This is a genomic window from Rossellomorea aquimaris (genome assembly GCF_000935355.1).
In the GTDB taxonomy this organism is placed as follows: domain Bacteria; phylum Bacillota; class Bacilli; order Bacillales; family Bacillaceae_B; genus Rossellomorea; species Rossellomorea aquimaris_B.
This window is the reverse complement of the sequence record NZ_JXZC01000004.1, coordinates 151254-174180: the sequence shown is the minus strand read 5'-3', so window position 1 is coordinate 174180 and position 22927 is coordinate 151254. Positions and strand designations below refer to the sequence as shown.

Here is a 22927-nt window from a genome sequence, read left to right as displayed (position 1 = left end):
ATTCGAAAATCACTTATGAGTCTATTAATATCCCCCTTCTCTACCTTTCAGTTCTTTTCACATTATTACTTGCAAGTTTCATGCCAATCGTTTATTTTATTTTGTATTTTTTAAGTTTTCTGACTATTGAAGGTTGACTGATTCCCAGTTCCTGGGCCATTTGAGTAGTAGTCTTGTGCTTCTCCCTCGCATTTTTTAATACTTGTTCTTCGACTGTTTCAAGAATGTCTTTTAACGATTGACCATTGTGCTCAAAGCCTGGAATTTCACCCATATGTTTTATGTAAGAGCCAGGCAAATTCTCCATTTCAATTAATGGCTTGGAAGATGTCACGATCAGTCTTTCAATTAAATTCATCAATTCTCTGACATTCCCTTTCCAATCTTGAATCAACAACTGGTGAACTACTCCTTCATCCAGCTCTCTTTGGCGCTGATATTTTTTACAAAAATGATTTACAAAGTATTCGATCATCGTAATGATGTCTGATGTTCTCTCTCTTAATGGAGGAATCGTAATGGGAACCACATTCAAACGGAAATATAAATCCCTCCTGAACTCTTTTTCCTCTACAGCCGCCTCTAAATCCTTGTTTGTAGCTGCCAGAACCCGGAAGTCAACCTTCCTTTGTTTCGTACCGCCTACGCGATAAAATTGTTTCTCCTGAATGAACTTTAGAATTTTGACCTGGTTCGATAGAGATAGTTCCCCTATTTCATCTAAAAATAGGGTGCCGCCTTCAGCGAGTTCCGCTAATCCTACTTTCCCTTTGCGGTCAGCCCCAGTGAAAGACCCGGGTTCATACCCAAAGAACTCTGCTTCAAACAAAGAGTCTGGTATCGCTCCACAATTGACCTCAATGAACGGGCCGCCTCTTCGTTGACTTTTGTTATGTATGAATTTCGCGATATGGGACTTGCCGACACCTGATTCTCCCAGGAGCAGGACGTTCACATCGACTTCTGCTACTTGCAGGGCCACCTGTAACACCTTTTTCATCTCATTACTTGTGGCAATGATCCCTTCTGAATAATAATGACGGCTCCTTAAGATTTCAAGCTCACTTTTCACCCTTTCCATCTCATCTTCCATTTCTGTTAAGTACTTTTTCATATTCAATAATTCCGTTACATCATGGGAATAACTTACGATTCTCACTAGTTCACCAGTCTCATCGAATACCGGGATCCCTGTAACAAGCAGTTTCTTGCCTTCTTTACTCGTCTGGACCAACGTTATTTTTTTCTTTTCTTTTAGAACGATCGGGGTTAATATCGGAGAAAAAACGCCTTCTTTTTCCAGATCATAGACAGATTTCCCTACCATGTCTGCCGAGTTCACGTTATAAATATCCCCGGTTGCGTCACTCACTTTCAAGATGATCCCATCTGTATTGGTTACTAAAATATCATCTTGCAGTGAGTGAAGGATCGCTTCATTCTCATTCCAACTTTTTTTCTTTACAGTCAAAGACAGCATCCCCTTTGCAAGTCTTGAAATTATTCAACAATGAATAATTATCCTGATAATTTTTATATTAATTCATTTATACCAAAGTTTTTTGACTTTTTATACATTTTTGAATAAATTATTCAAAAATAAATATTTTTCACTCTATTAAACCAAGAAATTATTTTACTATTCAAACCATTTCAATTATCATTTTGGTAAGACTGTTTAAGGTGGGATAGGGATGACACATGGAGAAAAATTAACGGTAGAGCATGCTAAGGAAATGGACAGGCGGGACTCATTGGCACATTTCCGCGATGAATTTTACATAAAGAAAGATCACTTTTATATGGATGGGAATTCCTTAGGCTTATTATCTAAACGGGCTGAGAAGTCGTTACTCACATCATTGGAAGATTGGAAGGAACATGGGATCGATGGCTGGATGGATGGCCAGGAGCCCTGGTTCTATTATTCTGAGAAGCTTGGCGAAATGACAGCCCCTTTAGTGGGAGCCAAAAAAGAAGAAGTGATTGTGACAGGATCCATTACGACCAACCTTCACCAATTACTTGCCACATTCTATAAACCTGATGGAAAACGCACCAAAATCTTAGCAGATGAATTGACTTTTCCTTCGGATATTTACGCGATCCAAAGTCAGTTGGAGTTAAAAGGCTACTCACCTGAGGAGCATTTGATCCAGGTAAAAAGCCAGGACGGATATACACTGCGGGAAGAAGACATCATTGAAAACATGACCGATGATATCTCCCTAATTCTATTGCCGTCCGTTCTTTATCGGAGCGGGCAGCTTTTGGATATAAAACGATTGACTGACGAAGCCCATAAACGTGGCATTGTGATAGGATTCGATTTAGCCCATTCCATTGGAGCTCTTCCTCATCAATTGCATGATGACGGAGTGGACTTTGCCGTGTGGTGCAATTACAAATATTTAAATAGCGGTCCTGGTGGTGTTGGTGGATTATTTGTTCATAACAGGCATAAAGGGAAGAAACCTGGCCTTTCCGGCTGGTTCAGTTCCCGTAAGGATAAGCAGTTTGATATGGATCATACATTGACCCATGCAGATTCTGCGGGTGCCTTCCAAATCGGGACACCGCATATATTAAGCAACGCTCCTTTACTTGGCTCCCTGGAGTTATTTGAAGAAGCCGGCATTGAGAATCTGAGAAGAAAATCCCTTTCTCTTACCCGATTTATGATGGATTTATTTCAACAAGAGCTTTCCCAGTATGGATTTACACTCTGCAATCCACTTGAAGATGATAAGAGAGGTGGCCATATCAGTTTAAAGCATGAGGAAGCCGCAAGAATTTGTAAAGCCCTGAAGGTGAACAAGGTTACACCTGATTTCAGATCACCAAATGTGATTCGCCTGGCTCCTGTGGCCCTGTACTCTTCATTCGGGGATGTATGGGAAACGATTCAGATCCTGAAGACGATCATGGAAAATGAAGAATATAAGCAGTTTGAAAATACGCGGAATGTCGTAGCATAACCTCTTTAGTATGGAAAGGATGAGACCGCTTGAAAATCATTGATATTTCACGCCCATTGCACAATGATACTCCTGTTTGGCCAGGGGACACTCCCTTTTCTTTCTCATTGAATTGGACGAAAGAAGAAACCGGATCCGTTAATGTCGGTCAGCTTACCATGAGTTCCCATACTGGAACACACGTCGATGCTCCCTTCCACTTTGACAGTGGTGGAAAGAGAATATTGGACCTGCCATTAGAGAGGTTTATGGGACCCGCCATCGTTGTATCGGTGGAGGATGCGGCAGAAATAAGCCCTGAACAAATGAAAGGTATCGACTTTTCAGGAATTAAGAAGGTTCTTTTTAAGACCAATGCCTGGAAGAGCCCGGATCAGTTTCCTGAAAGCATCCCTCCCATCACCAAAGAACTTTCCCCCTTTTTGAAGGAGAAGGGCATTGATCTGATAGGAGTGGACCTTCCTTCTGTTGATCCCTTGGATAGTAAGGATCTGGTAGCCCATCATTCATTGCGTGAAAATGACATCGGGATATTGGAAGGGATTCTCCTTAACGATGTCGAGCCTGGCCTGTACGAATTGGTGGCTCTTCCACTCCCTCTTCAAGAAGGGGATGGCTCTCCCGTTCGAGCCATTTTAATCGATCGAAAATAAGAAGATTTCTTTACAGATTTTCGTTGCTTTTTGTATAATAAAAAAGAGAAGTTCATTCATTGATACAGAGTCCTGGCTGCCACCAGAACTCTGACAGTATACATTGCCGTGAGCAATTTATCCTTTAATAAGATAGAAGTAACCTTTCCCTAGCAGTTGTCATAGTGGGTGGGTTACTTCTTTTTTTGTTGCGTGACTGCGATTATTGCTACTGTTAATGTACCAAAGGCAATCATCAATTGTAGTACGTCTGCCGTTTCGATCATTCCTGCTCATCACCTCCCATCTTCAGGGAGCTGCCTCTTGCCCACCCAGCTATGTACACCGTACATTTATTTTAACACAAAAATCGAACATATGTTCTAAATTTTAGAGCGTATTTAGAAAATAGTTCCTTTTTACTGAATGGATTCTGCCTATAAGTGAGATTAAATCGCATATAATACCTCCTCCTGTTCATAGAATAACGATATAGATGTTTAAAATGATGAAAATTGGACCATAGCTGATTTAAAAAAGGAGGCGGCACAATGGGAATCACAATCACTTTGGGTTTAGTCGTAATGCTTGGGATGGTTTTGGGCATTCTTATTTATTTCTTAAGACAAGCTTTGGATTCAAATGATTCGAAAAAGATCGACTCTCATGATCATGATCATTTTTCACAATGATGGTTTGGGCCTTCATAACCGATAGCGAATTTTGTCATTTTTTGCAGAACAGTCGGTATCTTGAAAATACGGTTGATAAAATGAAAGAACGGTTGATAAACTCTAATAAAGGTGGATATCTTCCCATAAAAGTCGATAAATCCGTATAACGGTTAATATCTTTACAGTCGGCAAAGCAAAAAGCCCGGACATCCTGTCTACCAGGACGCCCGAGCTTTTTTTATTCAGTGATTTCCTTTTCGCCAAGCTTCATTGGACTTGAGCATAGGGGACAAACTTTGGATTCCGTATCTTCATGGGTTTCCGGTCTCTGCCAGGCAATGCACTTGGTATTTGTGCAAACCCAGGCCAGGATTTTACTCACCTTCCCGCTCCTCGCCTTTTTATTTGTCTTAGTCTGATCCGTGTGGGGAGTATTCGTAAATAAGTCGGCAATAAAACGCGAGCATTTCCGCTGTTCACCTTGATAATAGGCAGGAGAGGAAATAAACAATTTTTCTTTTGCCCTCGTTATGGCTACATACGCGAGCCGCCTTTCTTCCTCTACTGCACCCAGGACCTTTTCTTTTTGATTCGGATTTTTGTATACCTTATCTTCAAGCTTATTGGCATTCAGGGCCGAGCTATGAGGAAGGTTCCCTTCAATGGCTCCGATTAAAAACACGACGGGAAATTCCAAACCTTTAGAACGATGGATCGTCATGAGGGAAACACTGTTCGTATTCTTCTTTTGACTTTGATTTGTATAGATTTCCTCATACTTTGCTTTCATATCATCAATAAAAGTAATAAAACCCGAAATCGAATCAAAACGCTTCGCCGACCCTTCAAGCTCGTCCAGCATTTCTTTAATGAGTTCCTTCTGTTCTGTTACCACATGTGATTCCTGGGCATCGATGTATTGATGATAGAACTCTTTCCTGATCCGTTTGATCGCAGCTTCAGGTGACTGGTCTCCGATCGACTTTAGAAACTTCATCCGTTCTTTAATATTCTTTACCTGGAACGGCTTCAATCCTGATAATGTCGTCAAATGGATGAGAGGATATTTCTTTCTCTCTTTACGATCTTCCTCCAGAATATGAGCCATCCCCCGGTCCCTTCTTATAAATAAAGTCGGCAGCAGGGATTCCATGGCTGAAAAATTCCTTGGAACAATCGATAAACGCAAGTAATCCACCACCGGTTTCACCGTCCAGTTCTCATAGAAGAGGGAATCTTTCTGATTATAAGGCGTGAACGGAATCTCCTTTAATAGCAGCTGCTCAAAGACTGCCCGCCCGCTGCTCATCGTGCGATGAAGAATCGTCATATCCCCATATGTATAGCCTTCTTCTATTAACCGGTGAATTTCTTCTGTGATCCAGACAGCCTCTTCATCAGCAGTTGCCGGTCTTGAATAAAGCGGTTTTTGTCCTTCTATTTTCGTGGCAATCAGCTCTTTTTTCCTGCGGTGATCATTTCGTCCAATCACTTCATTCCCGAGCCCTATAATATAGGCATCCGATCGGTAGTTCTCCTTCAATGTTACAACCTTTGCGTCGGGGAACTCTTCATCAAAATCCAAAATGAATTCGTTTCTTGCTCCGTTAAAGGTGTAAATCGTCTGGTCATCATCCCCTACTACGAACAAATTCCGATGAGCCGCAATCAACTTGATAAGCTCATATTGTACAAGATTCGTATCCTGGAATTCATCTACCATCACGTACTGAAAACGATGCTGAAGGGAGGTCAGGAGGTTAGGATTCGAAAGTAATAATTGATATGCCTCTGTCAAAATATCATCGAAATCCATTTTATGATTCATCCGCTTCCACTCTTCATATTTTAAGAGAATGTCTCGCACTTCTTTTTCTGACTTGGATTTCTGCGGAAGATCCCTGATATCCTTTTGATTCAGCTTATAATGAGAGAGTTTTGCAAGGAGAGTCTCCGCATCATAAGGGTCATATATATTCATTTCTCTCTGAATTTGCTTCAAGATAATTTGTTTATAGCGTTCGTTCCCGATCACTTCTTGTGTATAATGGCGGGATCTCAATAAATAAAGAAACAGAGCGTGGAACGTACTGGCATGCACCTGTCCGAAGGCTTCTGTCCCCGGCAGACTTGAAATCCTCTGCTTCATTTCTTCCGCTGCTTTCTTTGTAAATGTCACAAGTAAAATATTCCTCGGCAGAATATTTTTCACTGACATCAGGTAACCTGCCCGGCATACGAGAACCGTCGTCTTTCCAGTCCCGGCACCGGCCAGGGTTAAGCACGGTCCCTTCACATGGCGCACAGCATCTATCTGAGAAGCATTCAAAAGAATGCCGGCATCCTCCATCGTCCGAAAGAAAAAAGAATCCTCTTCATGAGAGGATATCAGCTGTTTCGTCGTTTCCCCTTTATGGAGTGGCGCTACCGGGATTTCCTTCTTTTCCGCTTCATATGGGTAAATAGAATAGTTCTTCAATACTTTATTCAAAGCTCATTCTCCTAGCTTTTCTTTACGATTCATAACCTTCTCATCATAACAAGAGCCCTTCAAAAATAGCAATGACAATCTCAGGATGATAGGGATAGACTGATAGATATGAAAATACTGTTAAACGATTGTTTAATCCCTTGAACCCTAGTAGAATAAATGTTTTGAAGTACTAATCAAACGTTTGTTTAAATCGGATATGCTCCCAGGGGATTAACATATTGAAAGAAAAGGTAATAGAACATTAGGTGATAAAACATGAATCTAACAAAATGGGGCTTTACCCGTTTCAACAGCATAAAAGCAGAATTTGATCACTTCCCCCACTCCCTTGTCATCCTCAGAAAGATCAGAAACTATTACTTCGTCAATAAAGTTCACTGGTCCCACCTTGACCCCGTCGTGGAAACACATCATCTAGAAGAAATGGAGCTGCTTGTGAACCGGGAGCTTGATTTAGAGAAGTACTATCTTAATAGACGATTGGAATAATGGGACTGTTTTTTTGCACAATTAATGGATTTTTTAAAATGAGAAAGGAACTACGTGCTGTTACTGTGTAGAGTGGCTGCTTTTTAAGTGACGTTCAATTCTTTTGTTAAATGATTTTTAGTGTTTGGTCTATCTACTTCTAATTCTTATAGTGACAAATAATGAAGAAGCACAGAGTGGATTGGAGCGAAAGGTGCTCGACTCCTGCGGGAGAAGCGGGACAGGTGAGACCCCGGAAGCGAAGCTGAGGAGGCTCACCGCCCGCCCCGCGGAAAGCGAGCACCTGCAGCGGAAAGGAACGGTCCTTGTTTTATTGAAACCCTCAATTAGAAGCTTCTAGCTACTTTTCGTAAAAAAGTTTCAAAAAATAAGAAAGAATGAGATAAGGTAAGATAACCCACTATTTCATCGTAAAAAACAGCCCAAATCGCATTATATTGATTATTCTGAACATTTGCATTAATTTTAGAATTTGTTAATATATAATTAATAAATGATTAACAAACACAAACTTTAAAGGAAGGCGTGATTCCAATGAAGTAAGCTAGCAAAGCATATCAGCATCACATCTCGCTTTTGAGATCGGCCCGTGAAAACTGATTTCAAGATGTGTGGATATGTGGGAATGCGCAATCTTATTTCAGGAGATGATTCCAATGAAGAGTGTAAGCGAAGCATGCTAACATCATGGTACGCAAGAAGATAGCCCGTGAAAACTATCTTCGTAACATGTGGGCGTGTGGGGAAATCAGCGGCAAGAGAAAATAAACTAAATAATACATGCAAGACCATTAATTTAAATGAATGTTAAGTATGTGTATTAGTAAGAAAGGATAGTAAAGTTAATTGAATAAGGTTTACTTAAGTTAAGGCGCTGTTTATGTGATATAGGCATAAGCAGCGTCTTAAATTTTGTTTAAAACTCTTCTCTTAACAGTGAACAAACGACTGCATCACAAAAGACGCCTTTTTCAAATGCCGCTCGTCTTAAGACTCCTTCGAACGTAAATCCTGCTTTTTCAAGACATTTCTTTGAAGCCGTGTTTGACGGATCATAATAAGCTTCTATTCTATTCAGAGACATTTCTTCAAAGCCGTACTGCAGGATCGGTTTCAACACCTCGGTCATAACCCCTTGTTTCCAATACGTTGGATGGACTTCAAATCCGATCTCGGCTTTAAAGTGTTCTTTTTCCCACTGATGAAAACCGCAGCTTCCGATGATTTCGTTTGTTTCTTTTAAAGCAATCCCCCATCTGATCCCTTCATTCACCTGAAATCTCTCGCTCCATCTATTGATGATTTCAACAGCTTGTGTTTCTTCTTGAAACGATTCTAAATCATAATATCGTGTGACTTCATCTTTTGAAAAATAATCAAATACTTGTGGGGCATCCCCTTCTTCCATCTGTCTTAAGCGGAATCTTTCTGTTTCAAGTAACGGGAAGGTTCTTGTCAGCATAATCATTCTCCTTTTCTTCTTGTTCTCCTTAACTATTCAACATTGTATTTTTTAATGCCTTCTTGAAAATTGAATTTTTCTAAAATCTTGTACTGGTGATGAGAAACGTTTGTTTGTATTATTTCCTAATTCTGGTTACAATCGATTTAACATGTTGAAAAGGATTGGAGAGGCGAAGATGCAACATAAAGCTCACAAAATCATAGTAAGTGAAGCCATATTTACTGGAACGGCTATGTCCCCCTTTGACGGTTTCGTGGCTGTTCGGGATGATACGATTGTTGGAGTCGGTCCCCGTTCAGAGATGGTAAGTTTTACAGGACCGTCGACAGAAACATGGGATGTTGGAAACCGACTGGTGATGGCAGGTTTTCATGACTTTCATCTTCATTTGTTTTTAGGGGCGATGTTCGAGGGGTTCTGTCAGCTGACATTCGGCCATTCAGAAGAAGCGACGGCAAAAATGGTTGCGGAGTATGCAAAGGATCATCCAGATGAAGAATGGATTCTTGGGTTCGGCTGGCATCACATACGCTGGCCAGGGCAGACTCTTCCCTCCCGTCACTCTTTGGATCAGTACTTTCCCCACCGACCCGTTGTGCTTCTGAATGAAGAAGCTCATAGTGCGTGGCTGAATACAGCTGCCCTTAAGAAATTGGGAATTCATCGGGATACTCCTGAACCCCCTTTTGGAAAGATTGAAAAAGACGAGGATGGGGAGCCGACCGGTTTCTTGTACGAAACGGCTGTTAAATATGTCATTGAAGCCTTTTCCTTTGATGAGAAAGTGAAAACCAGGCTGATGGACGGGATGCTGGCAAAGACTGCATCCTGCGGTATAACCTCTGTTTCTGATATGCTTCCTCTGCCCGGATATACTTTAGGGGATCCTGCTTTTTACAGAGGCTTTGAGGAAAAAGGAAAGCTGACGACCAGGATTCATTTTTTGGATGTGTTGGATGGGGATCTTGAGCGTGGTATCCGATTCAGGGAAAGGTTTCAATCCGATAAGCTTCAATTCTCAGGTTTGAAGCAGTTTCTGGATGGTGTTCCCCTCACCTATACCGGCTTTTTACTTCAACCATACTCGGATCGTCCTTCTGATTTGGGCGGCACGATTTATGAACCTCATGTATACCAAAGATGGATTGAAGATGCTGACCGGGAAGGATTCCGGATTCGCCTTCACGCATGTGGAGACGCTGCGGTCAGGTTGGGACTGGATTTGTATGAGCATGCCCGGCGTGTTAACGGGGTGCGGGATTCACGTCATACCATCGAGCATATTGAAGTATGCGATCCAAGTGATTTCCATCGGTTTGCGAACTTAGGGGTCATTGCATCCATCCAGCCTGAACACCTGACATCAGGGTCCATGGATACCCATGCTTACTTAGATAGATTGGGTAGTGACCGGTCACGATTCACATGGCCGATCGGGTCCTTGCAGAATCATAAAGCGCTTGTGGCCTTTGGCACGGACTTCCCGATTGTGGATTTGAATCCCATGCTTGGTCTTTACCGGGCGGTTACCAGAAAGCATGAGGACGGAACTCCACCAAGCGGCTGGAATCCTCATGAAAAAATATCATTAGCACATGCATTGCTTCATTATACGAAATCCCCTGCCTATGGAAACTTCAGAGAGCATGATTTAGGGACGATCGAAATTGGAAAGAAAGCGGATTTAGTCGTTTTGGACCACAATCTATTTGAAGTGGAAGCCGAGGAAATCCTGGAGACGGATGTATGGATGACGGTGATGGACGGGGAGGTTGTGTTTGAAAAGTAGAGTTGGATTGATGAATGGAGAGATAGAAATCTATTTTATTCGACAAAAGCTTCATATATTTGAATTCAGGATCATAAATCGTGACGTCGTCTCAAAAAAACAGAGGTCCGTCCCTCATACCTGAGGGACGGACCTCTACAGATTCATCTTATTTTTGTTCCGGCGCTTTCAGTCCCCCGCCCCGGATGGTTTTTTCTTGGAATGGGAGATTGAGTTCTTTGCTTAGTTTTTCAAGGAAGCTCAGTTCGCGTTTCGAGACGAGGCAGATGACGGTTCCTTCCGCTCCCATGCGTCCGGTTCTTCCTGAGCGGTGGATATATTGTTTTGTATCGCTTGGGAAGTCGTAATGGACAACATGTGTGACGTCTGTGATATCAAGTCCACGTGCTGCGACATCTGTTGTCAGAAGCATGGACACTTTCCCTGACCGGAAGCGATCCAAAGATTGCTTACGCTCCATCTTGTTTGATTCCCCTGCCAATACTTCCAGCTCGACTCCTTTATACTTCAGCTTTTCTTCTATTTCAGAGAGCTTTTCAAGTTGATTAAAAAATACAAGGGCCTTGATTCCTTTGAAGTAGGAGATGCTTCTTAGAGCTTCCATTTTGTCTCTCAGCTCACTGTACACATACACATGATCTACTTTTGGATTATCAAGGTTCGCTTCCATTTTCACGATTTCATGGTTTTGCAATAGGGATTCCGCTACGTGCTCGGTTTCGTCTGACAACGTCGCAGAGAAGAATAAAACCTGACGTTCTTTTAACGTTGCTTTAATGATATCCTTCACTTCACGGATATGTTCTGATGAAATCATTAAGTCGAACTCATCGACGACGATGGTTTTCACTTCATGCATTTTCAGCTTCTTCAGTTTCATCAGTTCGATCAAGCGACCCGTTGTACCCACTACGATATGCGGCTTTTTTTTCAGTTTCTCCACTTGCTTCTTGATATTTGCTCCCCCAATGAACGCCGCACTCGTGACGTCGGTACCCTTCGCCCATTTCTGGATTTCCTGGTGGATTTGCATGACAAGCTCTCTTGATGGAGCAAGAATCACAGCTTGAGCCTGTTTTCTTGATGGATCAATGGCTTGGATGATCGGAAGAAGATAAGCAAGCGTCTTCCCTGTACCCGTCGGTGATTCACAAACAACATCTTTCCCTTCCATGATGAGGGGTACTACGCGCTCCTGTACAGGGGTTAGTGAAGTGAAGCCGGATTCTTCCCAGTTCTTCTGAATTGACGGTGTCTTGATAATGGTTGAAATTGAGTTCATGCTTTTAGTCCTTTCTTAATCCGCAGTGGCACCCGGTATCTCTTCTTCTACGATTGGCAGGCTGATTTCCACTGCAGTTCCTTTTTCTATTTCACTTTGAAAGTGTATATGTCCTTTATGTCGTTCAATGATTTTTTGACAGACGGCCAGTCCCAGACCCGTTCCTTTTTCTTTCGTTGAATAGAATGGTTCTCCAAGGTGCCCGATTCTTTCCGGATCCATGCCGACCCCATTATCCGTCACGATTACACGGGCAGCCGAGACTCGATCTTCCAATGTAATCGAAACGATCCCATCCTTATAGTCAGGTATGGATTCAACTGCATTTTTAATAATATTTATGAACACCTGTTTAAGCTGATTTCCTTCACCTAACACATATAAAGGATTTTCCGCCTTGTTTTCATAATAAATGGATACATTATCAAGATGGGCCTGGGCTTCCATTAGTACCAGCACTTGTCTAAGGATGTCATCCAGCTTTTCGGGACGGAAATGGACTTCCTGCTGTTTACCAAGTATCAGCATCTCACCTGAAATCAGGTCAATCCGATCCACTTCAGAAAGCATAATGTCCAAATGATCATGGTTGATTCTATTGCTTGTTTGCATAAGCTGAATGAACCCTTTCAAAGATGTTAGGGGATTGCGGATTTCATGTGCTACGGCAGCCGCAAGCTGTCCAATGACAGAAAGCTTTTCGGAAGCGACCACCATTTCTTCATTTTCACGATGAAGAGTGATATCCCTCGCAATGGCAAACATTCCTGTCACTTTTCGATTAATAATAATCGGGACGAGTGAACATCGCAGGATCTTCTGTTTGTTATTAGCTAAATGAATGCTCGTTTCAAACGTTGATGACCAGCCTTTGAATGTTTCGAAAAAGTACTCCCTTACTCGTTTCATCTCACCTTCATCCAAAAATTTGCTGAATTTCACTTCTTTCAACTCTTCATGGGTGGATTCAAGCAATCCCTCTGCTTCAGAGTTCACAGACACCACATTCCCGTCAAGGGTCAACTCTAATACCGCGTCCGGATTTTGTTCAAATAAGGAATGATAATGCTGATTCCTTATTTGGAGCTGCTTCTCTTTCTTTTTTAACTTTTCATTCGAGAGGATTAATTCATGTGTCCTCCGGTATACCAATAGAAAAATAATGATACCTGTTACAAGTGTAAATAACCAGCCTTTGTAGCGTTGAAAATATATATACATGCTAAGCTTCTCGTGAGCGAGTATCATGGAAAAATAATCCGACAATATAATCCACACAACGCCTAACAACACATAGGTGATGGAAATTCTTAAGGCAATGTCTTTTGCTTGTTTCATCGTAGAGGTTTCACCTAAATTCAAAATAGTCTTTCTCCTATGGTTTCTCAGTTCTTACCAATTTATCATAAAATTCTTTAAGGACTTATTTTCGTTTCAGAAAGAAAGTGGACAACGGGTATATTCCTACGCTTTGAATGATGAGAGATAGCAGGATAACCCCAAATGTTAAGGAGTGCAGGAGCTGAGGTCCTTGCCCATCCATACCAAGCAGCAAAGCAACAGACATGGTGCCTTTGATGCCGGACCACGTTAATATAGATACTTCCTTCCACCCGTACGTTTTTCTCCACGTTTTTTTCATTTTGACAACACCAATAATAATAACATAGCGAACCAGCAAGGAGAGAATAAATAGGAGGATGATCCACCCGATTAATGAGAAAGACAAATATTGCGTCGCCTGGATTCCGATTAACAGGAACAGAAAGGTCAGGATGGTCGGTTCAATGACGGTCCAGAAACCATCCAGATCCCTCCTGAAATGTTTCTCTTTAATCGTTCTTCCGTATTCATAAGAAAGCATGATACCTGAAGAGACAGTAGCCAGTACGCCTGAAACACCAAGTTCTTCCCCTATGTAAAAGGTACCGTAAGCAAGAATGATGCTAAGCATGATCTGGTACCTGGAGTCCGTTGTGAAATGGATGGCCTTACTCGCCAGCCAGCCGAGTGAACCACCGATCACGACTCCTCCAAAGGAAACCAAAAGAAATTCCCAAAGGAACAAAGAAACAGAAAAGGATTCTTCCCCAAAGTAGATACCTGCGACGACCGTAAAGAGAACGACGCTTGTACCATCATTGATCATTGACTCCCCTTCTACTATATCCGCTATGTCTCTGCGACTCGAAGCCTCCTTCAACACCGACACAACAGAAACCGGATCAGTAGGCGTTAAGATTGTTGCGATCAAGAGAGCCTCTACATACGAAATTGAGAGCCACGGATGTAAACCGTAATAGAAAAGCACACTCATTAGGATGATCGTGATGACGATGCCGACTGTACTTAAAAGAGAGATGATTCCCGCATGCTTTTTCAAGGCTTTTGGTGAAAATTGATATGCCGAAATAAATAAAAGTGAGGGTAAAAACCATTCAAAGATAATGTCTTTCGTTAAGGTGACGTCAGAAAAGGCAGGTATGAACGACAGACCCATTCCAAGCAGGAGTAAAACAACGGGAACAGGGAAATTCTTTTTCTTTTTATCAATGGTATACACACTGTAGCCGATTACTAGCAAGAACAGGATGTGGATTGGTTCGATGGTTCCCACCTCCAAACAATGGGTTTATACTTTTTTATTCCTTTGTCACCCACGAGTTAAACGTACCCAACCATCTTCCTATTTTTTCAAAATCGTGTTTATTTGTCGTAGAGAAGGAAAATAGAGAAGCAATGATAGTGAAAGCAGGTGATGCGACATGTTGAGCATGATGTATGGAAGCAAAACATTCAGTAAGAGCGGATCGATCACCCTCCCTCATAAATGGAGACAACAGTTTGGACTGGTACCCGGAAAACTTGCGGAACTCGTCTACCAAAACAACTGCATCTATATTAAGAGAGCGAATAAAGACTCCACACATAATAAGCGTTACATCTCAGAAAAAGGTACCGTACACATCCCAAAGGAAATCCGGGAAGAAATGGGTATGACCCATCAATCACCCTACTACATGAAAGTAAATGAGAAAGAGAATTGTTTTATGATCACCCTGGAGAAATAAAACAAATAAAGCCCATGGCCCCTCGATAAGAGCAGGCATGCATAAGAAGAACCTGAGAAGAAGGCTTTCTTTCCCTTCACTTCAGGTCCTTCTTACCACTCAGAGGCTCAAGCCTCATGACAGGAAAAACAGTGCACAAAACAACAAAAACAAGGTCCGTCCCTCACTCGTTTAAAGCGATGAGGGACGGACCTTCGGTTGTTGAATGGTGATGCTGCTTCCCGATGGGGAGATGGATAGTTTGCGGACGTCCATGCTGGGGAAGGACTGGTCCAGCTGGCGTGCGAGCCATTCACTCGCTTCCCGTTCCACAAAACAGGCAATCGTCGGCCCGGCACCGCTTAAGGCGACACCGAATGCACCGAAACGGCCAGCTACCTCTTCCACTGCATCGTAGTGAGGAAGCAGCTTTCTACGATGGGGCTGGTGATACCTGTCCCGCTTCATCATTTTCCCAACCATTTCCCAGTCCCCGGTTAAAAACGCAGCCACCAATACGTTTGAAATCGCGCCCGCCTCCACGGATTCTTCAAAAGATAAACTGGTCGGAAGTACATTTCTTGATTCCGATGTTTTCAGCTCAGCTTTAGGGATTACGCATATCACATCAATCGGAAGATCAGGGATCGATAAAAGACTCACACCCTTTTCATGCTGACAGCTGACCACAAACCCACCATAGAGGGAAGCCCCGACGTTATCAGGATGACCTTCAAATCGATTCGCAAGTGACAGTTTCTTTTCCTGGGTCAGATTCAGCTCACATAGGGCATTGGCAAGTTCAATGCCCGCCACAACCGCTGCTGCACTGGAGCCTAACCCCCTCGTTAACGGAATATCACTCGACACGTAGAGATGGCAAGGAGACGGCTTCTTACCATAGTCATCTGCCACCTCTTTCACGATCTCTACAATAAAATGTGTGTCATCCTCCGGAAAGATCTCAAGGGCAGGAGAAAGGGGAATCACTTGCCAATCTTCTGCTTCATGTACTTCCACGGTTAAAAACACATTTAACGCCAAGCCCAGTGAATCGAATCCAGCTCCTAAATTGGCAGTGCTTCCCGGGACAATGATCTTCCAGGAGCGGGGATCACGTCTTTTCATACGCCAATCGTCCCTTTGATGTAGTCCTTCACCATTTCACGATCGTTTGGCAACTTCACCGGAGTGACCGGACTGCATTCCATTGCCGTAACCGGATCCTTCAAGCCATTGCCTGTCAGCACCGCCACTACCTTTGAATCTTTTTCGATCAAACCTTTATCTAATGATTTCTTTATTCCCGCAATCGAGGCACATGACGCCGGCTCGGCAAATATCCCCTCTTTACTTGCAAGAAGCTGATAGGCCTCAAGAATTTCTTCATCGGTTACTTCGTCAATATGTCCGTTTGATTCCTTCAGAGCATCCACAGCTAACGTCCAGCTTGCCGGGTTCCCTATGCGGATTGCAGTGGCAATCGTTTCAGGCTGAGGAAACACCCTGTCATGGACCAGGGCTGCAGCCCCCGACGCTTCAAAGCCAAACATCCGTGGTAAAGTCGAGGCTTTAAGATTGTGATATTCCTTGAAGCCTTTCCAGTATGCCGAAATATTCCCTGCATTACCGACAGGGATCGCAAGCACATCTGGGGCTTCCCCCAATCCATCAATGACTTCAAAAGCTGCTGTTTTCTGTCCTTCCAATCGATATGGATTCACTGAATTCACAAGAGTGACAGATTCGGTTTTACTCAGCTCACGGACGATTTCGAGGGCTTCATCAAAATTCCCTTCGATGGAAATGATTTCGGCACCGTACATGACAGCTTGAGCTAATTTCCCTTGAGCAATTTTCCCCTCTGGAATGACCACGATACATTTGATTCCTGCCCTTGCTGCATATGCTGCGGCTGAAGCAGAGGTATTTCCGGTAGAGGCGCAAATGACCGTCGAACTGCCTGACTCTACCGCTTTGGCAACGGCGAGAACCATTCCGCGATCTTTAAAGGAGCCGGTAGGGTTTGCTCCCTCTACCTTTGCATAAAGCTCGATGCCCCATTCCCGGGACAACGTCTTTAATTCAACCAAGGGAGTGTTCCCTTCATTTAACGTTAAAAGAGGAGTGTCATCATTTAATGGAAGACGCTCACCATACTGCTCCAATAATCCTTTCCACCTCATCCTTTTTCTCCCCCTTCTACACGATATGAACTTTCAATCGAATGAATGGCTTCATAATCCTTAAGCTCCATAAGAATATCTTCGTAATGATCAAGAGATGCTTTATGGGTCACTAGGACAATTTCAGCAAATTCGTCACTGTCTAACGGATTCTGCAGGATCTTCTCGAAGCTGACGCCATGATTAGAGAAGATGGAAGTGAGTTTTGCCAAAACACCTACTTCATCCTGTACGTGCAGACGCAAGAAATATTTTGAATGAATTTCATTACGCTCTTTTAATTTTTTAGGGAATTGCGGGTTCACCGCACTCTTACCCGTGACTCCCAATCTCATATTCTTCATGATTCCTACCATATCGGATACGACGGCTGTGGCAGTCGGAAGACTTCCTGCACCCGGGCCGTAAAACATCGTTTCACCAACCGCTTCTCCGTATACGTATACCGCATTATATTCATCATGGACCGATGCCAGTGGATGCTCGTTTTGCAGCAAAGTAGGCTCCACACTCACCTCGACACTCTCCCCTTCACGGTGAGCATATCCGATGAGCTTCATTGTGAAGCCGAATTGCTCGGCATATTGGATATCATCACCCGTCACTTCCGTAATGCCTTTCACTTTCACATCCGCTAAATCAACGTTCATGGAGAACCCCAGCGTTGAAAGGATGGCCATCTTTCTCGCCGCATCCAAACCGCCGACATCTGCTGTCGGATCCGCTTCTGCATACCCAAGATCCTGGGCTTCCTGGAGGACATCCTCGAAGGTCCGTCCCTCTTTCGTCATCTTCGTCAAAATAAAGTTGGTTGTTCCGTTGACGATTCCCATCATTTTCGTGATCCGATCCGATGCGAGGCCATCTACTAAACTTCTTAAAATCGGGATACCACCTGCGACGCTTGCTTCGTAGAATAGGTCGCAGCCGTTTTCTGAGGCAGCTCTCAATAATTCCGGTCCGTGCAGCGCCATAAGATCCTTGTTTGCCGTAACGACATGCTTCTTCTGGTGCAGTGCATGGAGGAGATGTTCCTTCGTTGCTTCAATTCCTCCCATTACCTCGACCACAATATCAATTTCAGGATCAAACAGGACTTCCTCAGGATTTAAGGTCAGTATGCTGTTTTCCATTTCCAGTCCCCTATCTTTCTCTAAATCCTGAACAAGGGCTTTCTTTACCTTCACAGGGCAGCCGATTTGATGGGACAGTTTATCCTGATGATTCTCTACAATCTTCACCACTCCTGCTCCCACCGTTCCGAGTCCTAAAAGTCCGATTGAAATTGATTCCATAAGCCGAAAACCTCCATTTGTTTATTTCTGATGTACATTTGTTCTTGTATAGTGGACATTATAGTAGAAAAAATTACCTATTACAATAGGTATTTACGTATTTTTAGAATGTAAGAGCTTTCAATTCTGGTAGAATATTAGCTTGTTTTGCTCAATTTTCACTCTTTTGTGACGTGAACAGTGTTTCGAAGGGAACTTCAGGCAAAATTTGAGCTGATTTTGTACATCTTAGAGTCCTATCCTCGGTTGTTGTGCCACTTTTAGACTTTGTTGCGCCAAATTATGAACAAAGTAAAAACACCTATTAATAACAGAGGACCGCCCCTAACTAACACGCAGTTAAGAGCCGTCCCATCTTTACACAATATGATGCAGCTGTCTGGCCATTTTCGATAGATCCCGATACACAGGTATCTTGCTGGGATCGGCATTCCCGCCACTGATGACACAGCCGACTTTCTTTCCATGCACCTTGACCTTTTGGCACATGGCTGCCGCCAAGGAAGCTGCTCCTGCTCCTTCAACCAGCGTTTTTTCCCGTTGAAGCATGAACATGATGCTATAGGAGATTTCTTCATCCGTAACGGTGACCATGTCGTCTACATATTTCCGGATGATCGGAAACGTGAGCTCTCCGGGCTTCTTCACCAGGATGCCATCGGCAATGGTGTGCACATGTTCCAGGGATCCTTTGTTTCTGCCTGTGAAAAAGTTATACGTAGCCGGTGCTCCCAGTGCCTGTACGCCGACGATTTTCACTCGTGGGTTAAAGGCTTTTACGGCCAGTGCCATTCCGGCCAACAGACCGCCTCCGCCAACAGGTACGAGGATCATGTCTAAATCACTGAGTTGCTGAAGCATTTCCAGTGCGACTGTCCCTTGCCCAGCCATCACTTTATGATCATCAAATGCATGAACATACGTTGAGCCGTTTCTGATTTTCTCTTCCAGTGCTGCCCCGTAGGCTTCCTGATAGGTATCTCCGGTCAGGACGATTTCAGCTCCGTAATGTTTCGTTGCCGCTATCTTTGTGGAAGGTGTCCGTTTCGGCATGAAGATTTTCGACGGAACTCCGCGCAGGGATGAAGCCAGCGCCACACCCTGGGCATGATTTCCTGCAGATGCGGCAATGATGCCTCTACCCGATTCTTCTTCAGACAATGACATGATTTTATTCATTGCGCCTCTTACTTTGAAGGAACCTGTTCGCTGCAGATTCTCCATTTTTAAATAGATCTCTCCACCAGTGAACGTATTCAGCGTCGATGATTGCTTTAACGGTGTTCGATGCACCTGATGACTGATTCTTTCCATTGCTTCTACAACTTCAGTGTTATCCATTAAATTCCCAAGCCACTCACCTCATAATTTTTTTCGTATTCTTCAATATCTTTTCCGTAATGCAGAGTTAAATCGATCTCATCCAGTCCCTTTAGAAGCATCGTCTTCCAGTAAGGATCGATGTCAAAGGAGACGCGTTGACCTTCCGAGTCACAAATGGTCTGATGCTCAAGGGACACTTCAATTTTATATAAATCTACATGACTCTCATTTCTAAAAAGGGCATCGACTGTTTGTTCATCCAGTTGAATGGGCAGGATCCCATTCTTCAAACAGTTGTTATAAAAAATATCTGCAAAGCTTTTGGCGATGATTACTTTGAACCCATAGTCTTGAAGGGCCCACGGAGCGTGCTCCCTCGAAGATCCGCACCCAAAATTCTTTCCGCCAAGGAGAACCTCGGCGTTTTGATACTTGGGTGTATCTAATAAGAAGTCGTCTCTTAGGGCTTTACCGTCGTCTTCAAACCGCCAATGATAGAACAAGTACTGACCAAACCCTTTACGCTCGATCCTTTTTAAAAACTGTTTGGGTATGATTTGATCCGTGTCCACATTGTCTCTTCTTAGAGGAAACACTTTTCCTTCCACATGATTGATTGCCACTTTCTCACCTCCTAGGAAATCGGCATTTTTTCAAGCTTTCGTACATCTGTCAGCTTTCCGGTAACGGCAGCCGCAGCGGCCATGGATGGGCTGAGTAGATGCGTTCGAGAGCCATTTCCCTGCCGGCCTTCAAAGTTCCGGTTGGAAGTCGATGCACAGCGCTTGCCAGGTGGAACGATATCATCATTCATCGCCAGGCACATGCTGCATCCAGCTTCCCTCCACTGGAATCCAGCTTCTTTGAAAATGGTATCCAAACCTTGTTCTTCAGCCTCTTTCTTCACCTTGAACGATCCAGGAACAACCAATGCGGTGACGCCCTGTTTTACACTGTGACCTTTCACAACTTCAGCCGCCGCTCTCAAGTCACTCAAGCGTGAATTCGTACACGAACCAATGAACACATAATCAACCTCAATGTCCTCGATCCTCATTCCCGCCTCGAGCCCCATGTAATGAAGCGCCCGTTCTACTCCTTCTCTATCAGAAGGATCCCGGAACTCCTCTGGGTGAGGGACGGACCTTGAAATGCCTGCGCCCATTCCAGGATTCGTTCCCCATGTCACATGAGGTTCGATTTCTTCACCCTTCACCTCAATCTTGTGATCATAGGCTGCGTCACTGTCGCTCGTAAGCGATCGCCATTCTTCTTTACATTGTTCGAACGATTTATCCTTAGGAAGATATTCTCTTCCCTCTAAATATTTAAAGGTCGTTTCGTCGGGACTGATCAATCCTGCCTTGGCACCTGCTTCAATGCTCATATTACAGACGGTCATTCTTTCTTCCATGGTTAGGTTGCGGATCACGTCTCCAGTGAATTCGATGACATATCCGGTTCCAAATCCCACCCCGTATGTTGAAATGATATTCAGAATCACATCTTTGGCCGTGACACCAAACCCCAGCTCTCCGGACACCTCTACTTGAAGTGTTTTTGGCTTCGATTGCCATAGTGTCTGGGTTGCCAGTACATGTTCCACTTCACTCGTCCCAATCCCAAAGGCCAGTGCTCCGAACGCTCCGTGGGTGGAAGTATGGCTGTCTCCACATACAATTGTTTTTCCTGGCTGTGTCAAACCGAGCTCAGGTCCGATGACGTGGACAATCCCTTGATCAGGATGGTGAATATCGGCTAGAGTGACGCCGAACTCATCACAATTTTTCTTCAACGTATCCATTTGCAGCCGAGCAATTTCATCTCTAATGATGTGACGCTCTCTCGTCGGTACGTTATGATCCATCGTGGCGTAGGTTAAATCGGGTCTTCTCACCTTGCGATTCTTTAAGCGAAGACCTTCAAATGCTTGGGGAGACGTTACTTCATGTACAAGGTGCAGATCAATATACAATAAATCCGGCTTTCCTTTTTCTCTGTGTACAATGTGTTTTTCCCATATCTTTTCGATGATATTTTTCCCTGCCATGAACTCCCTCCTGGTTTGGTAAAATTTTTATTCAGTTAAGACTGGTCTGGTAGAATGGTTGCTGAGTGAGTAGCGCTTGATTCCACAAACCCCAGTAAATTCCATCTTACAAGTAAGCCGCCAGGATCGAAGACAGGGCATGATCCGCTTCCAAGCGCTCCACAACCAGCTGACTCATGGCACCGGTCCCGACAACGGTTCCGCGGCCCATCGTCCAAAGATCTCCTGTTCGGTAGCCTGCATTCAATACTTCCTGAACGGCCATTTCAATCATTTCAGCCTCTTCTTTTAAGCCGAAGGAGTGCCTAAGCATCATGGCAACCGATAGAATCATAGCCAGTGGATTGGCTTTTCCTTTTCCGGCAATATCAGGTGCAGACCCGTGTACCGGTTCGTAAAGACCGAAGGAGTCTCCTCTTAAACTAGCGGAAGGCAGCATTCCCAGTGACCCTGTGATCATGGAGGCTTCGTCACTAAGGATATCCCCGAACATATTCTCCGTCACCAGTACATCGAATTGCTTCGGCTGATACATCAGCTTCATGGCAGCGACATCGACCAGCATGTGCTCCACTTCCACATCCGGGTATTCAGGAGCTACCTCATTCACGACTTCGCGCCACATTCGACTTGTTTCCAAAACATTTGCCTTGTCAACGGACGTTAATTTTTTCTTGCGTTTTTGAGCCAGCTTGAAGGCTTTATGAACGATCCGTTCGATTTCACTTTTTTCATAGACCAGTGTATCGACGGCTACTTCATCCCTTTTTCCTTGACGACCGGATGGCTGACCGAAGTACAATCCCCCTGTCAGTTCCCGGACAATCACTAAGTCTACTTCTTCAACGATGTCACGCTTTAACGGGGAAGCACCAAGTAAACTTTCAAATGCTTTAACCGGGCGCAGGTTCGCGAATAAGTCAAACTCTTTGCGGATGGCCAGGAGACCTTTTTCAGGACGAAGCTCCTTCGGAAGATGCTCCCATTTTGGTCCTCCTACGGCCCCTAATAGAACGGCATCACTATTTTTACAAAGCTTGATCGTTTCAGGAGGTAATGGTGTACCGAAGCGATCAACGGCAGATCCACCGATGTATCCTTTTTCCACTTCGAATTCATGGCCGAACCAATCACCCACAGCCTTCAGTACTTCTAATGCCCCGTCCATAATCTCTTGACCGATACCGTCTCCTGGTAGTACAGCGATTTTTTTCTTCATT

Annotated in this window: 20 protein-coding genes; 6 read left to right on the top strand and 14 right to left on the bottom strand. The window is 43.8% G+C overall.

Going from position 1 to position 22927, the window contains the following annotated elements; all coding sequences use genetic code 11:
• Window positions 1-91: 91 nt before the first annotated feature.
• Window positions 92-1480: a sigma 54-interacting transcriptional regulator gene (locus TV75_RS12730; RefSeq protein ID WP_044339146.1), complete on the bottom strand. Its 1389-nt coding sequence runs from the start codon at window positions 1478-1480 to the stop codon at window positions 92-94.
• A 214-nt stretch (window positions 1481-1694) separates the two neighbouring features.
• Between TV75_RS12730 and kynU the strand changes: the two genes are divergently transcribed.
• Window positions 1695-2978: a kynureninase gene (gene kynU, locus TV75_RS12725; protein WP_044339145.1), complete on the top strand. Its 1284-nt coding sequence runs from the start codon at window positions 1695-1697 to the stop codon at window positions 2976-2978.
• A gap of 29 nt (window positions 2979-3007) precedes the next feature.
• Window positions 3008-3631, top strand: a complete 624-nt coding sequence (kynB, locus tag TV75_RS12720; RefSeq protein WP_044339144.1) for an arylformamidase — start codon at window positions 3008-3010, stop codon at window positions 3629-3631.
• 173 nt (window positions 3632-3804) lie between these two features.
• On the opposite strand, the gene TV75_RS22370 is transcribed toward kynB, so the two are convergent.
• Entirely contained in the window at window positions 3805-3897 is a 93-nt protein-coding gene (locus TV75_RS22370; protein WP_220154057.1) for a putative holin-like toxin, read from the bottom strand.
• A 264-nt stretch (window positions 3898-4161) separates the two neighbouring features.
• Between TV75_RS22370 and TV75_RS22125 the strand changes: the two genes are divergently transcribed.
• Window positions 4162-4302, top strand: coding sequence for a hypothetical protein (locus TV75_RS22125; protein ID WP_172655744.1), 141 nt, complete (start codon window positions 4162-4164; stop codon window positions 4300-4302).
• Window positions 4303-4522: 220 nt separating this feature from the next.
• Here TV75_RS22125 and TV75_RS12715 read toward each other — a convergent pair whose 3' ends face one another.
• Window positions 4523-6775 carry a UvrD-helicase domain-containing protein gene (locus tag TV75_RS12715; protein WP_082051275.1) on the bottom strand — a complete coding sequence of 751 codons (2253 nt, stop codon included), beginning with the start codon at window positions 6773-6775 and terminating at the stop codon, window positions 4523-4525.
• Window positions 6776-7033: 258 nt separating this feature from the next.
• On the opposite strand from TV75_RS12715, the gene TV75_RS12710 reads away from it, so the two are divergent.
• Window positions 7034-7267, top strand: coding sequence for a hypothetical protein (locus tag TV75_RS12710; RefSeq protein WP_044339143.1), 234 nt, complete (start codon window positions 7034-7036; stop codon window positions 7265-7267).
• A gap of 916 nt (window positions 7268-8183) precedes the next feature.
• Here the strand turns inward: TV75_RS12710 and TV75_RS12705 are convergent.
• On the bottom strand, window positions 8184-8729 hold the full coding sequence (locus TV75_RS12705) for a GNAT family N-acetyltransferase (protein ID WP_044339142.1): 546 nt from the start codon (window positions 8727-8729) through the stop codon (window positions 8184-8186).
• Between the two features lie 178 nt (window positions 8730-8907).
• On the opposite strand from TV75_RS12705, the gene TV75_RS12700 reads away from it, so the two are divergent.
• The gene (locus TV75_RS12700; protein ID WP_044339141.1) at window positions 8908-10521 is read left to right on the top strand and encodes an amidohydrolase; all 1614 of its coding nucleotides are present in this window, start codon (window positions 8908-8910) and stop codon (window positions 10519-10521) included.
• A 148-nt stretch (window positions 10522-10669) separates the two neighbouring features.
• On the opposite strand, the gene TV75_RS12695 is transcribed toward TV75_RS12700, so the two are convergent.
• The 3 genes from TV75_RS12695 to TV75_RS12685 form a co-directional block, all read right to left on the bottom strand.
• Window positions 10670-11803 carry a DEAD/DEAH box helicase gene (locus TV75_RS12695; protein WP_044339140.1) on the bottom strand — a complete coding sequence of 378 codons (1134 nt, stop codon included), beginning with the start codon at window positions 11801-11803 and terminating at the stop codon, window positions 10670-10672.
• Window positions 11804-11818: 15 nt separating this feature from the next.
• Window positions 11819-13165: an ATP-binding protein gene (locus TV75_RS12690; protein ID WP_253275530.1), complete on the bottom strand. Its 1347-nt coding sequence runs from the start codon at window positions 13163-13165 to the stop codon at window positions 11819-11821.
• A 61-nt stretch (window positions 13166-13226) separates the two neighbouring features.
• Entirely contained in the window at window positions 13227-14420 is a 1194-nt protein-coding gene (locus TV75_RS12685) for a cation:proton antiporter (protein WP_367379314.1), read from the bottom strand.
• A 148-nt stretch (window positions 14421-14568) separates the two neighbouring features.
• Here TV75_RS12685 and TV75_RS12680 point away from each other — a divergent pair, with 148 nt between their 5' ends.
• On the top strand, window positions 14569-14874 hold the full coding sequence (locus tag TV75_RS12680) for an AbrB/MazE/SpoVT family DNA-binding domain-containing protein (protein ID WP_253275528.1): 306 nt from the start codon (window positions 14569-14571) through the stop codon (window positions 14872-14874).
• Window positions 14875-15045: 171 nt separating this feature from the next.
• Here TV75_RS12680 and thrB read toward each other — a convergent pair whose 3' ends face one another.
• The 7 genes from thrB to leuB form a co-directional block, all read right to left on the bottom strand.
• Window positions 15046-15981 (bottom strand): homoserine kinase, encoded by a 936-nt coding sequence (thrB, locus tag TV75_RS12675; RefSeq protein ID WP_044339139.1) that lies wholly within the window; start codon window positions 15979-15981, stop codon window positions 15046-15048.
• Window positions 15978-17039 (bottom strand): threonine synthase, encoded by a 1062-nt coding sequence (gene thrC, locus TV75_RS12670; protein ID WP_044339138.1) that lies wholly within the window; start codon window positions 17037-17039, stop codon window positions 15978-15980. Before thrC ends, thrB begins: the two co-directional genes overlap by 4 nt.
• Entirely contained in the window at window positions 17036-18334 is a 1299-nt protein-coding gene (locus TV75_RS12665; protein ID WP_044339137.1) for a homoserine dehydrogenase, read from the bottom strand. The genes thrC and TV75_RS12665 overlap by 4 nt, the downstream gene beginning before the upstream one ends.
• 357 nt (window positions 18335-18691) lie before the next feature.
• Complete coding sequence (gene ilvA, locus TV75_RS12660) at window positions 18692-19675, bottom strand: threonine ammonia-lyase (protein ID WP_253275527.1); 984 nt, start codon at window positions 19673-19675, stop codon at window positions 18692-18694.
• The gene (gene leuD, locus TV75_RS12655; RefSeq protein ID WP_044339136.1) at window positions 19675-20280 is read right to left on the bottom strand and encodes a 3-isopropylmalate dehydratase small subunit; all 606 of its coding nucleotides are present in this window, start codon (window positions 20278-20280) and stop codon (window positions 19675-19677) included. The genes ilvA and leuD overlap by 1 nt, the downstream gene beginning before the upstream one ends.
• Window positions 20281-20291: 11 nt before the next feature.
• Window positions 20292-21707 carry a 3-isopropylmalate dehydratase large subunit gene (gene leuC, locus TV75_RS12650; protein ID WP_044339135.1) on the bottom strand — a complete coding sequence of 472 codons (1416 nt, stop codon included), beginning with the start codon at window positions 21705-21707 and terminating at the stop codon, window positions 20292-20294.
• 106 nt (window positions 21708-21813) lie between these two features.
• Window positions 21814-22926: a 3-isopropylmalate dehydrogenase gene (gene leuB, locus TV75_RS12645; protein WP_044339134.1), complete on the bottom strand. Its 1113-nt coding sequence runs from the start codon at window positions 22924-22926 to the stop codon at window positions 21814-21816.
• Window position 22927: the final 1 nt, after the last annotated feature.